Below are 14,088 nucleotides of genomic sequence, written 5' to 3' on the forward strand. Positions count from 1 at the left end.
CCGGGTTCGCCCGGGTGCCAGGAACACAGCGCCGCCTCGCGGGCGAGCGCTGTCGTCAATGAATGAGCATGCCGCCGTTGACGTCGAGCGTGACGCCCGTCAGATACGTCGAGAGATCGCTCACGAGAAAAAGGCACGCGTTCGCGACATCGGCGGCGTCGCCCAGTCTGCCGAGCGGAATGCCTTTGATGATGTCCACGCGCATTTCCGCAGTCAGCTTGTCGCCGGTGATGTCGGTCTGGATGAGCCCCGGCGTGATCGAGTTGACGCGGATGCTGTCGGGACCGAATTCGCGGGCCATCGCACGCGCGAGACCGAGCACACCGGCTTTCGCCGCGCTGTAATGCGGGCCGCCGAAAATGCCGCCGCCGCGTTGCGCCGACACAGACGACATGCACACGATGCTGCCGTGCTTCTGCTCCCTCATCGCAGGCAGTACGGCTTGCGACATGTAGAGCGTGCCGCGCAGATTCACATCGACGATTGCGTCGAAACCCTCGGCGCTAATGTCTAGGGTGCGGACTGGCTGCGTGATGCCGGCGTTGTTGACGAGGCCGTCTATGCGCCCATAACGTTCGAGCGTGGCGGTTGCGGCTTGCACGCATGCAGCTTTATTAGTGACGTCGCAAGCAAGGCCTAGATGTGCCGCGCCCAGATCGGCGGCGGCCGCTTTCGCGTCTTCTTCGCGCAGATCGAGAATCACGACGCGCGCACCCTGGGCGGCCAATGCCTTCGCCGTCGCCTTGCCGATTCCACGCGGGGAAGCCGCGCCCGTGACGATAACCACCTTGTTCTCGAGCAGCATCACTTGTCTCCTGAATGTTGATGTGATGGAGCCAGTGTCCGGCACGCTGCGCGTCGCATCAACGCAGTACGGCTCAACTATGCTTGAGAAATTTTCAGGTGTTCGGGAGGGCGGCCGCGACGCCCGCTGCGCGGGGGTTGGCGGCCTGCGAAGCAATCCGCCGAATGAGGAGGGTGCTGGAATACCCTGGTGTCGATATGCCGGCGTTTTTAAGCCGCGCGTTCTCTCTGACCGATTTCGCGGTCGATCCATGCGATGAATCGCGCGACCCGTGGCAGCTCCGCATTCTGCGGCGGACACACCAGATGATGCGCGCCGACCTCGACCGCATGCGAGTGATCGAACACCGGCACGAGCGCGCCTTCCTTGATCCGTACCGACGCGAGCATCAGACTTTCGAGCGCGATGCCGAGTCCGAGCGCCGCGGTTTCGAGCGACATGTACGAGCGGTCGAACGAGAAATCGAACGTCTTGTGCGCGGCCGAGACACCGGTACGCCCAAACCATTGCTTCCACTGAACAAGCGGCGTTTCGGAGTAGATCAGACGATGGGCGAGCAGATCTTCCGGCGTCTTCACCGGGTGGCTCTGCAAATAGGCCGGCGACGCAAGCGGCGCAATGAACTCGTTGCGCAGCGTCCGCACTTCGAGATCGCGCCAGTTCGCATAACCGTGACGAATGTCGATGTCGTAATAGCCGCTCGTGAACGCCACATCTTCATATGAGCATGCGAGGTTCAGCTGGATGTCCCCGTTCGCTTCCTGAAACGATGCGAGCCGCGGCAGCAACCACATCAGCCCGAAGCTGGGGCTCGAATGCACGCGCAGAATGTCGACCTCGGTGCGGCTCGATGCGCGCTCGGTCGCGCGGCTCAGGTCCGCAAGAGAACCCGTGACGTCCGACAGATAGCGCTCGCCGGTCGGCGTAAGCACGAGGCCCCGGCCTGAGCGGTAGAACAGCGTCTGGCCGATGATCGACTCCAGATTGCTGATCTGATGACTCACCGCCGAAGCGGTCAGCCCAAGCTCCTCCGACGCACGATTGACGCTCCCAGTTCGAGCCACGCTCTCAAAAGCGATGATGGCTTTGACGGGTGGTATGCGCATGGCGAAGTCTTCCCGGTGCGGTTGTGAAGTGTTCCGATGCTGGCCATACGAAGGCGAGCACAGTAGTACGGTAAGCCGTGAACGCTCTGGCGCAACGCAGCGAGCGCGCAAGACGCAGCCCCGATTATCCGTCAATTGTCGGTGACTGCTTTGCCGGTACGCGCTTTGCTGAATCGATGCAGGCGACGAAGCGGACCCCCGATCGCCGGCGGCAACGGCATGGAGGCGTGGCATGGGATGTGGCGCGAAAGGTGTCATGACGCTCGGGCAGGAAACAGACATTGCCGGCGAGGAAATGCTCAATATGCAGTACCTGGAAGCGAGCCCGGACGGCAAATACGTTTTGCTGGTCGAAACGGAGCGCTCCGAATGGGGCATTCAACAGCAGACCAGTTACCGGATGCCCGCGAAGCGTCTGATCGAGTTGATTCGAACACAAGGGGAGCGCATGGACGGCTAGCCCTTGCCGCGAACCCGTTTGAATGCGGCAGGCAGCGCATGCGGATCAGTTCAGCGTAGGGGCTGTGGTGCGCCGGCCGTGGCGCGCCAGCGTGTCGCGGTAGATGCCCGGCACTTGGGCAAGTTGCGCGGGTGTGCCTTCCTGAACGACGCGGCCGCGGTTCATCACGATGATCCGGTCGAACGACTGCAACGTCGACAGCCTATGCGCAATCGCAATCACCGTGCGATTTTGCATGAGACGTTCGAGCGCGGCCTGAATGACGATTTCCGAAGCGGTGTCGAGCGCCGAGGTTGCCTCGTCGAGCAGAAGTATCGGCGAGTCCTTCAGGATCGCGCGCGCAATTGCTATGCGCTGGCGCTGTCCGCCGGAGAGTTTCGCGCCGCGGTCGCCTGCTATTGCGTTCAAGCCGTCCGGCAATGCCCCGATGAAATCCATGCAGCTGGCGTCTTCGCATGCGCGCCTCACGTCGGCTTCGCTTGCATCCGGACAGCCATAGCGGATGTTGTCGAGCAACGAGCGATGAAGCAGCGTGACGTCTTGCGGCACCACCGAGATCGCCGCTTGCAGGCTTTCCAGCGTCACTTGCGAGATGTCCTGGCCGGAAATGCGTATGCATCCGGTGGCCGGCTCGTAGAAGTGCTGAAGCAGCGCGAGCACGGTCGATTTTCCTGCGCCGGACGGTCCAACCAGTCCCACGCGTTCCCCTGCCTGGATGTGCAGCGTCAACTCGTTCAATACCGGCCTGCGGCCCGGGTAAGCGAACGAGACGTTGTCGAAATCGACTGTCGCTTCACGCACCTCGAGCGGTATTGCTTTGGGCGGTTCCGGCATCGAATAGGGCGTCAGCAAAGTTTGCGATGCTTCCGCGAGGCGCGCCACGTGCTGCGTTAAATCGACGAATGCCACCGCCACGTCGCGCGAACCATGCAGAATCGAAAAGCCCAGAGAGCCGACGAGGACCACGTCGCCGGTGCTCGCTTTACCTTGCGTCCAAAGCCAGACGGTCCAGCCGAGCACGCCCGCCGACAGCACCACGGTGGCGAACGCATGCAGCAGGCGCAGCTTCTCCAGATACAGCAGACTGCGCTTGCGTGCAACGGCCTCGGCTTCGAGATGGCCGTCGAAGCGCCGTTGCTCCGCGTCGACTGCGCTGAAGGCACGCACGAGCCCCATGTTGCCGATTACGTCGACCAGTTCGCCGTCTACGGAAGCCGCCTGGCTTGCGAACGCCTCGTGCCGCGACGTGCCCTTGCGCGCGAGCCAGAACAGACACGCGGTGAGGGCTGCGGAAACGGCGACGAGCGCGACGCTCATGGGAACGCTCACGGTCGCCACCATCACGATCGCGCCGATCACGGTCAGCGTCGGCGGCAACGCGGTCCATGCCACCGTATTCTCGATGATGTACACCGCGTTCGCCGTGGCCGACACACGGCTCGACAGAACGCCCGGCTGTTTGTCCGCGAAAAACGAAGGCGCATGTCCCGTCAGATAATCGAACATGTCCTGGCGGATGTCGCCCGTCACCCGCACGAATGCGCGTGCCGCGACCCAGCCGGCGACGCGCCACATCAGGTTGTCCGCGAAAATGAGGCCGACGAGCACGGCAAACGCGTACATGACCGTCTGGGGATGCGCGCGTCCGCGCGGCAGCGCGTCGATCAGATTGCGGATACCGTATTGCGACGCGAGCGCGAAGCCGACTGCGGCCACGACGCTGACGAGCATGATGACGTGAGCCACTTTGTGGCGCGCGACATAGCGCCAGATGAGACGAACCGGCCGACCCGCATAGCGGGATAAAACGCGTGAGCGCCGCCGTCCGCGCACGCGGCTAGCGCGACTCCGATCGCTCCGATCGACGAGTTCCATGGTGCCTTCCCGAACTGGTGCGCCGGCAGGCGACAGGGGTGCCCTTCCAGGGAGGGAGGCGTGCCATGTGTCCGGCGAAGACGCTGCGCAAGGCCCATGCCTTGCGCAGTCCCGCCAGATTACCGCAGCTTACGTTGGCTCGTTGCCGCTTGCCCTGCGGGCGTCGAACTGTATGACGTGTTCTGCGAGCGAGCCGTTCCTTCGCTCGATGTAGACGGTGCCGCGATACGACACTTGCCAGCCGTCGCGCGCTGCAATCAACGGCATGTTTCCGCCGGCGCGGCTGTCTATGCCGCCCAGGCCCATTGCGGGCGCGGGAACGTTGTTCTCGAGCGTCGCGTTCGACGAAATGACGTTGTCGTGCCACGGCGACAGTCCTCGCTTTGCTTCAAGACCTTTGCCGTCGGTGTCGACGGTGTTATCGGTCGACGCCGTGTTGGCCGCGTCCACCGAGACCGTGCGGCTGCTCGCCCGGTGCACGGGGTCAGGCGAATCGGCGGTCAGCGCGTCGAGATCGATAGGCGGCAGATTCTGCGCGTTGTCGTTGCGCCGCGTCGGCTCGGCCGCGCCCGCGTTACTCGAGCTGCCAAACTCTTTCGCTTGCGTATGAGCGTCTGGAGAAGCCGTTCCGGCTGCAGGGGTATGCACCGGACTCTTTGCGGCCATTTCGTTCTGCTGTTTCTGCGTGGGATTGTCTTCCGCGTTTTGCATGTCGCTACTCCTGCCGTTGGGGACTCCGCGGTCGGGGGCGCGCAATGTCTGCCGCTCTTTCCGTTCCGCGAAGTCCGCTGCAACCCTCCTGTAAACGCATCGTATGAAAGGGTTACTTGAAGCGTTGAAAAAAATGACCGGCGTCGGTCTCGCGTATGACGTATGTCTCCGCGATGGCAGGCGCCTCGCTATACAGTCGCAGCGAACGTTCCCGGCAGGGGAGAAGCCCGATCATCGACACGAATCATGCGATCCGGAGCGCACACTCGGCGCTGCGCGCCCACGCCAAAGCGCGCCGGCAAATAACGTTATCGAAATCGATTCATTCCCATGCCTCGCGCGGCTCGGTACGCTCACGTATCGACCTGACGTGAGGGCTTATGGCTCATTCCGCTCCAACCTCGTTTTCAACGCGACGGCGCATGCTGAAACTGCTGGGTGCCGTGCCCGCCCTCGCGGCGACCGGCGCTTTGCATTCGCAACATGCGCTGGCTGCGGATGTTGCATCGACCACGCTCGTACTCGGTGACCAGGCCGGCGGCACGCGCGCGCTCGTCGAGGCGGCCAAAGTGCTCGACGGTGCGCCATACGCTTTTCGCTGGGCGAATTTTCAGGGGGCTGCGCCGCTGTTCGAAGCGCAACGCGCTGGCGCCGTCGATCTCGCGCCGGCAGGCGATTTGCCGGTACTCGCAGCGGCGGTCGGCGATCCGACGCTGAAGATCGTCGCAACCCGCGTCGGCTCGGGCGCGCAACTCGGCATCCTTGTCCCGCCGAACTCCGCGATACGCAAGGTTGCCGATCTGAAAGGGCGCACCGTGTTTGTGTCGTCGGCACGCGGCAGCATTTCGCAATTCCAGTTGTATGGCGCGCTCGCCGAAGCGGGTTTATCGAAAGACGACGTGACGGTGCGCTTCATCTTGCCCGTCGATGCATTTGCGGCGTTCGCTTCCGGATCCATCGAAGTGTGGGCGACATTCGATCCGTACTACGGCATTGCCGTGCAACGCGGCGCCCGCATTTTGCGCGACGGCACTGGCATCAATAGCGGGCTAGGCTTTATTACTGCGTCAGGGGCGTCGCTTGCGGACGCGGGCAAACGCGCGGCTATCGCCGACGTGCTGTTGAGGCTGCAACGTGCCGGTGACTGGGCGTTGGCAAACCCCGATGCGTACGCGCAAATCTATGCAACGTTGACGCGCTCTCCGCTCGATGCCGCGAAAACGATCACGCGGCGCGCGTCGCTCAAACAGCATTTCGTCAACGATAAGGATATTGCCGCGCTTCAGAAAGTGGCCGACAGTGCGAATCGCGACGCGATTTTGCCGCGCCGCGTGGACGTTCGCGCGATATCGGAGACACAGATCGCTCGACTGGCGAGCAGTTAGGGCATCACTGCGTTAGGGCTTTAGGGGTTTAAGGAAGCAATGGCACGTCTTCAATCAAATCTGCTTTCACCGCGCGAATTCTGCGATCGACAAAATAGCCGCCGCCTTCGGTGTAGTGCAGATAGAGACGTCCGCATAAGACGCACTTCCACACTGCACAGCGGTTGTACGGAAAATAGCGCGGCGCAATGGGCGCTTCGGCCGACCAATAGGTTGTCTTGTCCGGCAAGTACTCGCTGAAAGTCGGCTCGGCATAGTCTTGCGGCAGCAGCGTGCCGATTTCCTCGAACTGCGTTTCGTCGAGAGAAAGCGGTTGCGACTGCCAGCCGTCGAGCGGCGTTTTCATGCACGCGCATGGCCCGGCGGCGCGTGCCTCTGCGGCACGCGCCAGTTCAACAAGCATTTCAGCGTTCAGATATTGCGCCATGAGGCTCACGTTCAGGGGTTCATCATCCTGTCGCGTTGAGGTGCAACCCACGAGCGGTCGAAGTTGCCTTCGGCAATCGACTTCAAGGCTGCCATCTCTTTCGCTTGTTGTCGGCGCGCGCCTTCGATAACAGCTTCGGCGTCGGCGGGCGCGATCGCGAGCAGGCCGTCTTCATCGCCGACAATGATATCGCCTGGATGGACCACCATGCCGCCGACGGTGACAGGCACGTTGATTTCGCCAGGTCCGTTCTTGTACGGACCACGATGCGTGACGCCGCGTGCATACACCGGAAAGTCGCGCTGACCTAGCGCGCCGACGTCGCGTATCGCACCGTCTATCACGAGTCCCTCCACGCCCAGACTCTCAGCGAAGCTCGCCATGATCTCGCCCATCAGCGCTTGCGTCAGGTCGCCGGCGCCGTCGATCACCAGCACGTCGCCGGGTCTGCAGAAATCGAACGCCCGATGAATCGCCAGGTTGTCGCCAGGCCGGGTATGCACCGTGACCGCGGTGCCCGCAAGCGGCTTCGGCCGATGATACGGTCGCAATCCGAGCATGCCACTCGCGCGTGCCATGTTGTCGCTGAGAAGGGACACCGCAAGTTCACGCAATGCACCGAGAGTCGCCGCTCCAGCCTGGGGTGCCGACTCATACTCCCGCCATCCGATTGGGTTCATACAATAGCTCCTTGCGCCGCGAGTTGCCGGTCGAGCTGACGCGAAAGCCGCGGATACACGGCACGCGCGTTGTCCTCATATATACGTTGGCGATCCGCGTCGCTAAGCCATTCGATTGCATCGATATAGCGGCGCGTATCGTCGTAATGGTGTCCGGTCTCCGGATCGATGCCTTGCACCGCGCCTATCGTTTCCGATGCAAACAGGATGTTTTCAACGGGAATTACTTTCGCGAGCAACTCAGCGCCCGGTTGGTGATAGACACAGGTATCGAAGAACACGTTCTTTAGCAGGTAATCACGCAGCAGTGGACGCTTCATGTCCTGCGCGAGACCGCGATAACGTCCCCAGTGATAAGGCACTGCGCCGCCGCCATGCGGAATGATGAAACGCAGCGTGGGGAAGTCCGCGAACAGGTCGCCAGTGAGCAGCTGCATGAATGCGGACGTGTCGCCGTTGATGTAATGCGCGCCGGTTGCATGGAAGTTGGGGTTGCACGACGACGACACGTGGATCATCGCGGGCACGTCTAGTTCGACCATCGTTTCATAGAGCGGATACCACGAGCGATCCGTGAGCGGCAGACCCGACCAGTGTCCGCCGGATGGATCGGGATTCAGATTGCAGCCGATAAAACCGAGTTCTTCGACACAGCGCCGCAATTCGTCGATACAGTTCGCGGGCGGCACTCCTGGCGCTTGCGGCAACTGGCATACGCCCACGAAGTTGCGCGGAAACAGCGAACACACGCGATGCACGAGGTCGTTGCACTCGCGTGACCAGTGCGCGTTTGCTTGCGCGGTGGCGAGATGGTGGCCCATGCCCGCAGCACGTGGCGAAAATATCGTGAGGTCGGTGCCGCGTTCCCGCTGAATGCGCAACTGGCCCGTTTCGATGCTCTCGCGGATTTCATCGTCGCTGATGCTTGGGCGCGCGGGCGGCGTGTGGCCGTGCTTTAACGCGGCAATCTGCTGCGTGCGCCAGGCTTCGTGCTGCGGCGGCGAGGTCGTGTAATGCCCGTGACAATCGATGATCATGGTTTGCAATGCCTTTGCTTGTGGTGGCGATGTCCGTTACGAACGCGGCGCGGCGTCGCCTGTGACGAGCGATTGTGTTTCTTCTTCCGATGCCGTGACGCGCATCACCAGTGCGATGACCGTCGCCACGAGCAGGAACGCTGCGATCGTCAGCAACGCGAGCTTGAAGTTGCCGGTTGCGCTGCGCACGAGACCGATACTCCATGGTCCGACCAGGCCGCCGAACTGCGCAATGGTGTTGATGAGCGCGATGGTCGCAGCGCCTGCCGCACCGGTTCTGAACGACGATGCAAGGCTCCAGAACAGTGGATTGCCCGCATAGATAAACAGGCCGGTCACGCACAACAGCACGTAGGCGATCACCGGATTCGGCGCATACGCGCTGCCGGCGATGGCAAGCGCACTCATCCCGTACACGAAAGCAAGGTGCTTCTTCCGGTCGCCGGTGCGGTCCGAGCTGCGGCTGATCAGAAATGTGCCGAGCACGCCAAGTAAAGGCGGCGCGGCGGACAGAAAGCCGACTTCGAGATTAGTAAGGTGTCCAAGGCTTTTGACGATCTGCGGCAACCACAGGAACAATCCATAAATGCCCACCAGTGCGCAGCCGAACAGGCAAGCCAGACTCCACACACGAATGTCGCCCGCCACGCGCAGAAGCGGAAAGTGCGTGTTGCCGCCCAAGGCCTCTCGTTCTGCGGCGAGCGTGGATTCGAGCCAGCGCTTTTCGTCGGCGGAGAGCCACTCGGCGTCGGCCGGGCGCTCGGTCATGATGCGCAGGGTGACGAGACCGAGCAGCATTGCCGGCACGCCTTCGAGAATGAACATCCACTGCCAGCCGTGCAAACCGAGAATGCCGTCCGCGTAGGTCATGAGCGCCGTGGAAATAGGTCCGCCCAGCACTGCCGAAAACGACCCGGCGATGATGTAGCCGCCCACCGCTCGCGCCCGGTAGCGCACCGGAAACCACTTCGTCAGATACACCGCGACGCCCGGCAAAAAGCCTGCTTCCATGACGCCGAGCAAAAAGCGCAGCACGTAGAAGCTCGTGTCGTTGAACACGAACGCAGTCACCGCGGCCACGGCGCCCCACGTCAGAAGAATGCGTGCGATCCAGCGCCGTGCGCCGACGCGATGCAACAGCAGGTTGCTTGGCACTTCCAGCAACATGTAGCCGACAAAGAAAATGCTGCCGGCGAAACCGAACACAGCGGGACTGAAGCCCAACTGCTTGTTCATGTCGAGTGCGGCGAAACCGATGTTGATGCGGTCGAGGTAATTAAAGAACATCATGGCGAAAAGCAGGGGCATCAGACGCCCATATACCTTTCGCATGGTTGCGGCTTCGTCAATCGGGTTCATGCTGTCTCCTACCTTGCGGCGACGGCGAGTGCGCCGTCCCTGCGTTCTTGTCATATGTGCAAGCAATGATAAGAACGGGCGGGTGAGCAGTCCAAGACCGGTTGCTTATGCTTCTATAGGATTTTGCTTATAGTGCGGAGTTCTCAAGGGGCGGCGGAAGGCAGGCGAGGAATGCACGCAAGTGCGGCGACGCGTCGTCCGAGCGGAAAGTCGCGGCAAGCGTCGAACGATATCTGGACGCCGGCCCTGTCAGGTGGCGATAGACAACGTCGCTGCGGCCCAGACGCGCTACCGACTCGCCAATGAACGTGACACCCAGCCCAGCGGCCACGAGCGCGATAGCGGTTTGAATCTCATACGCCTGATGAGCGACGAACGGCGTCAGACCGGCATCGCGATACAACGATAGAACCGAGCGCTTGAATTGCGCATTCTGATGCTTCGGGTAAAGGATCAAAGGCGTATCGGCGAGATCTGCGATCTTCACGCTCTTGTGGGCGGCGAGCGGATGGCCCGGCTCCAACACGGCCACCACCCGTTCGCGCAGCAGCGGGTACGACGTGCATCCTTCGATTGCCAGCGGCTGACGGCCAATGCCGATGTGAATCCGCATGTCGCGAAGCGCATCGGTCTGTTCTTCAGTGAGCATTTCGAAGAGCTTCAGTTCCACCTGCGGATACGCTTGGTGAAACGCTTTGAGCGCGGGCGGCAGAATGCTGTACATCGCCGAGCGAGTGAAGCCAACGCTGAGCCAGCCGCGCCGGCCTATGCCGATTTCCTGCGTCGCGAGGCTCGCCTGCTCCAGAGCACCGAGTATCTGGCGAGCCTCCGTACATAAGTAGAGTCCCGCTTCGGTCAGCGTGAGCGGACGTCGAGCGCGGTCGACCAGTTGGGTGCCGAGCCGTTCTTCGAGCGAGCGGATCTGTTGGCTCAGCGCGGGCTGCGCAATGTGAAGCCGTTCAGCAGCACGGCTGAAATTAAGCTCCTCGGCGAGAATCACGAAGCACTGTAGAGCCCTAAGATTCATAGCGGTTCTGTTTGACGTCGGTACGCGCAGAATACCCTACACTGTCGCCTACGATCCGCGAAAATGAGGAGCGCAATCAATGCGACTGACTGACTTCGACACGTTGACGTTCGATTGCTACGGCACGCTAATCGACTGGGAAACAGGCATTTTCGAAGGCTTGCGGCCGCTTCTCGAACGCGTCGAGCAAATGCTGACGCGCGACCAGGTACTCGAAGCACACGCGCGACACGAGTCGTCGCAGCAAAAGTACACGCCTTACCGGCGATACCAGGAGTTGTTGCCGATCGTCTATAAGCGCCTCGCTGAAGAATGGCGCGTGCCGTACACGTTCGACGACTGCATGGCTTATGGCAGATCAATTGAGAACTGGCCGGCATTCGACGATTCAGCCGCGGCGTTGCAGTACCTGAAGCAGCACTACAAGCTGGTCATTCTTTCGAACGTGGACAATGAGAGCTTCAGCTATAGCAACGCAAAGCTGCAGGTCGAATTCGACGCAATCTTCACCGCCGAAGATATCGGTTCATATAAGCCGTCGCCGCGCAATTTCGAGTACATGCTGGAGAAGCTGGGCGAACGCGGCGTCTCCAAGGACAAGATTCTTCACACGGCGGAAAGTCTCTTTCACGATCACAAGCCGGCGAATGAGTTCGGACTTGCGTCGTGCTGGATCTATCGCCGGCATGCCAAAGAGGGCTTTGGCGCGACGATGGACCCGGGCTCCCAGCCGAAGATCGACTTTCGCTTTAACAGCATGGCCGAACTGGTGGAAGCCCATCGCAACGCTTTGGTTTAACGCGAACCGATTGCTTACTGGTCGAAGCCGCCCTGGCACAGGTACTTGATCGACAGATAATCGTCGAGTCCGTACTTCGAGCCTTCGCGGCCATAGCCCGATTCTTTCACGCCTCCAAACGGCGCCGCTTCGCTCGACACCGCGCCTTCGTTGATACCGATTACGCCTGCTTCCAGTCGAGCGGCGACACGGTCGATACGCCGCACATCCTGCGTAAAGAAGTAAGCGGCGAGGCCGAACGGCGTGTCGTTCGCGAGACGCACCGCTTCGCCTTCGTCGCTGAAGCGGAACAGCGGCGCAACTGGTCCGAAGGTTTCTTCGCAGCACACCAGCATGCCGTCTTTCGCGTCGGTCAGCACAGTCGGCGCATAGTAGTTCGGGCCCAGCTCCGTTAGGCGTTTGCCGCCGGTCAACACTTTCGCGCCTTGTTTTACGGCGTCTTCCACATGACGCGCGATCTTGTCGATTGCGCGTTCGTTGATCATCGGGCCGATCTGCGCGCTCGCGTCCGTTGCAGGTGCAACCTTCAGGGCCGCCACGCGTTTCGCGAGCAGATCGGCGAAACGCTCATAGACCCCGGCTTGCACATACACGCGATTCGGGCACACGCAGGTTTGCCCGCCATTGCGGAACTTCGCTGCGATCAGACCGGTGACGGCGGCGTCGAGGTCGGCGTCGTCGAATACGATGAAAGGCGCATTGCCGCCCAATTCGAGCGAGAGCTTTTTCAACGTGGCGGCGGACTCGCGCGCAAGATGCTTGCCGACCGGCGTCGAACCGGTGAACGTGATTTTGCGGACGCGAGCATCCGCGAGCCAATCGGCCACCGCTTCGATGCCCTGGTCGCGCGAAGCGGACAGCATGTTCAGCACACCGTCGGGCACGCCGGCTTCCTGTGCGAGGGCAGCGAGTGCCAGTGCGGTGAGCGGCGTGTCTTCGGCGGGCTTGGCGACCACCGTGCAACCAGCCGCGAGGGCCGGCGCGATCTTGCGGGCGATCATTGCGAGCGGGAAATTCCACGGCGTGATCGCGGCCACGATGCCGATGGCTTCCTTCACTGCGCTCATGCGTTTGCCGCGCTGCTGTTGCGGAATGATATCGCCGTAGATGCGCGTCGCCTCGTCTGCGAACCACGCGACGTATGACGCGCCATACGCGACTTCGCCGCGGCTTTCCGCCAGAGGCTTGCCTTGTTCCGTCGACATCAGCTTGGCGAGGTCTTCGGTGTTCTCAACGATGAGCGCGTGCCAGCGGCGCAGAATCTCAGCACGTTCGCGCGGCAGCTTACCGCGCCATGCGGGCAACGCGCTGGCCGCAGCGTCGGTGGCGGCGCGTGCGTCTGCGGCACTGCTGTTCGCCACTTCGACGATGGTGTCGCCGGTCGCGGGATTAGTGACGGGAAAGCGCGCGCCGTCCGCGGCGGCGATCCATTTTCCGCCGATGAAATTCAGCGGGCGAATCAGTTCATTGCGCGTCAATGCGAGAGACATTGCGTTGCTCCTTGGATTGCCATTTTCACAGTTTCGGGCGTACGGTTTCTGTAAGCGCGCAGCGGGTGTAGAGCGGCGCGAATCTCGTTCCATAAGCCGATGCTACGCGCGTCCGGCAATCAATGAATCGCCTCAAAAAGCGGCCCGCGGTGTGCGCATTGTTTTTTTCGGGCGCCTACAGCATATTCTGCTGATTGCACTGGGGAGTTGGCGCCTACGACACGGACTGCCGACGCGCGCACGACAAGTTCCGGCGACCGCCCGGGCAGCATTGACGGTCGCAGGCGTTAGCGCGCTAACGCCTGCTCGTTGCGCGCCGTCGCGCAGTCGGACGTGAACGCCATGCTGGCCTGATCCGGCGTCATGCGCGGCGCGTTCGGCGCATAGATTTTCTCGATGATGGCAGCAAACGTCTGGCGGTCTGCATCGTCGCGATAGTACTTTGCGGCCTGATCGAGCGCCTGCGCTTTGGTCTTCTTGTGCGCGCGCCACGAAGCGACCTGGCCGGCGATGTCGCCAATCGCAAAGCACTGATTGCTGACCGTTTGTGCTACGGCCTGGACGGCCGTTTGAGCAAGGCATCCCGCAAGCAATGCCGATATCACCACGCGTTTCATGACGACGAATCCTGTTGGGCGCAAAGGCCGCAGTTTACGCGGTAGCGAAGCCTTGCTGCCCGCGTCGATTCGTCGCTGTGGGCGTTTACTTCTTGTCGGGCTCGGCTTCGGTGTCGGTGCCTGTTTTGCCGTTGCTCCTGTTGGTGACCGCGCCCGTTTCGTCGAGCTCGTCATCCAGGTCGTCGTCGTTTTCTCCGGCCGGTGGATCGAATTGCGCCGCCATGCCGATAACTGGAACATGGCGAACGGGCAGCGAATAGGCAAGAGAGCCGGCAAGAGAGCCGGCAAGAGAATCGAGGTGCATGTCGTG

Annotated in this window: 15 protein-coding genes; 3 read left to right on the forward strand and 12 right to left on the reverse strand. The window is 61.7% G+C overall.

The window, feature by feature from the left end:
* Positions 1 to 55 precede the first annotated feature (55 nt).
* A complete protein-coding gene (locus tag BCA01S_RS31485; RefSeq protein ID WP_027780302.1) occupies positions 56 to 805 on the reverse strand; it encodes an SDR family NAD(P)-dependent oxidoreductase in 750 nt (249 codons plus the stop codon).
* A 209-nt stretch (positions 806 to 1,014) separates the two neighbouring features.
* Entirely contained in the window at positions 1,015 to 1,911 is an 897-nt protein-coding gene (locus BCA01S_RS31490) for a LysR substrate-binding domain-containing protein (protein ID WP_027780303.1), read from the reverse strand.
* A 232-nt stretch (positions 1,912 to 2,143) separates the two neighbouring features.
* On the opposite strand from BCA01S_RS31490, the gene BCA01S_RS31495 reads away from it, so the two are divergent.
* On the forward strand, positions 2,144 to 2,371 hold the full coding sequence (locus tag BCA01S_RS31495; protein WP_027780304.1) for a hypothetical protein: 228 nt from the start codon (positions 2,144 to 2,146) through the stop codon (positions 2,369 to 2,371).
* A gap of 45 nt (positions 2,372 to 2,416) precedes the next feature.
* Here the strand turns inward: BCA01S_RS31495 and BCA01S_RS35770 are convergent, their stop codons facing one another.
* Both BCA01S_RS35770 and BCA01S_RS31505 read right to left on the reverse strand, forming a co-directional pair.
* The gene (locus tag BCA01S_RS35770) at positions 2,417 to 4,246 is read right to left on the reverse strand and encodes an ABC transporter ATP-binding protein (RefSeq protein ID WP_052369552.1); all 1,830 of its coding nucleotides are present in this window, start codon (positions 4,244 to 4,246) and stop codon (positions 2,417 to 2,419) included.
* Between the two features lie 129 nt (positions 4,247 to 4,375).
* Positions 4,376 to 4,957: a DUF3005 domain-containing protein gene (locus BCA01S_RS31505; RefSeq protein WP_027780305.1), complete on the reverse strand. Its 582-nt coding sequence runs from the start codon at positions 4,955 to 4,957 to the stop codon at positions 4,376 to 4,378.
* 422 nt (positions 4,958 to 5,379) lie between these two features.
* On the opposite strand from BCA01S_RS31505, the gene BCA01S_RS31515 reads away from it, so the two are divergent.
* Complete coding sequence (locus BCA01S_RS31515) at positions 5,380 to 6,342, forward strand: ABC transporter substrate-binding protein (protein WP_425176931.1); 963 nt, start codon at positions 5,380 to 5,382, stop codon at positions 6,340 to 6,342.
* A gap of 28 nt (positions 6,343 to 6,370) precedes the next feature.
* Here BCA01S_RS31515 and BCA01S_RS31520 read toward each other — a convergent pair whose 3' ends face one another.
* The 5 genes from BCA01S_RS31520 to BCA01S_RS31540 all read right to left on the reverse strand — a co-directional run bounded on the left by BCA01S_RS31520 (position 6,371) and on the right by BCA01S_RS31540 (position 10,872).
* On the reverse strand, positions 6,371 to 6,769 hold the full coding sequence (locus BCA01S_RS31520; protein ID WP_027780307.1) for a hypothetical protein: 399 nt from the start codon (positions 6,767 to 6,769) through the stop codon (positions 6,371 to 6,373).
* Between the two features lie 11 nt (positions 6,770 to 6,780).
* Positions 6,781 to 7,449: an RraA family protein gene (locus tag BCA01S_RS31525; protein WP_027780308.1), complete on the reverse strand. Its 669-nt coding sequence runs from the start codon at positions 7,447 to 7,449 to the stop codon at positions 6,781 to 6,783.
* Positions 7,446 to 8,486: an amidohydrolase family protein gene (locus BCA01S_RS31530; RefSeq protein ID WP_027780309.1), complete on the reverse strand. Its 1,041-nt coding sequence runs from the start codon at positions 8,484 to 8,486 to the stop codon at positions 7,446 to 7,448. Before BCA01S_RS31530 ends, BCA01S_RS31525 begins: the two co-directional genes overlap by 4 nt.
* Before the next feature lie 36 nt (positions 8,487 to 8,522).
* Positions 8,523 to 9,845, reverse strand: a complete 1,323-nt coding sequence (locus tag BCA01S_RS31535; RefSeq protein ID WP_027780310.1) for an MFS transporter — start codon at positions 9,843 to 9,845, stop codon at positions 8,523 to 8,525.
* Positions 9,846 to 9,972: 127 nt separating this feature from the next.
* The gene (locus BCA01S_RS31540; protein WP_027780311.1) at positions 9,973 to 10,872 is read right to left on the reverse strand and encodes a LysR family transcriptional regulator; all 900 of its coding nucleotides are present in this window, start codon (positions 10,870 to 10,872) and stop codon (positions 9,973 to 9,975) included.
* Positions 10,873 to 10,951: 79 nt separating this feature from the next.
* On the opposite strand from BCA01S_RS31540, the gene BCA01S_RS31545 reads away from it, so the two are divergent.
* A complete protein-coding gene (locus BCA01S_RS31545) occupies positions 10,952 to 11,671 on the forward strand; it encodes a haloacid dehalogenase type II (protein WP_027780312.1) in 720 nt (239 codons plus the stop codon).
* A gap of 14 nt (positions 11,672 to 11,685) precedes the next feature.
* Here the strand turns inward: BCA01S_RS31545 and BCA01S_RS31550 are convergent, their stop codons facing one another.
* The 3 genes from BCA01S_RS31550 to BCA01S_RS35775 form a co-directional block, all read right to left on the reverse strand.
* Complete coding sequence (locus BCA01S_RS31550) at positions 11,686 to 13,161, reverse strand: NAD-dependent succinate-semialdehyde dehydrogenase (RefSeq protein ID WP_027780313.1); 1,476 nt, start codon at positions 13,159 to 13,161, stop codon at positions 11,686 to 11,688.
* Between the two features lie 287 nt (positions 13,162 to 13,448).
* A complete protein-coding gene (locus BCA01S_RS31555) occupies positions 13,449 to 13,778 on the reverse strand; it encodes a hypothetical protein (protein ID WP_027780314.1) in 330 nt (109 codons plus the stop codon).
* A gap of 85 nt (positions 13,779 to 13,863) precedes the next feature.
* Positions 13,864 to 14,082 (reverse strand): hypothetical protein, encoded by a 219-nt coding sequence (locus tag BCA01S_RS35775; protein WP_042320070.1) that lies wholly within the window; start codon positions 14,080 to 14,082, stop codon positions 13,864 to 13,866.
* Positions 14,083 to 14,088 lie beyond the last annotated feature (6 nt).

The organism is Paraburkholderia caledonica NBRC 102488 (genome assembly GCF_000685095.1).
Classification (GTDB): Bacteria; Pseudomonadota; Gammaproteobacteria; order Burkholderiales; family Burkholderiaceae; genus Paraburkholderia; species Paraburkholderia caledonica.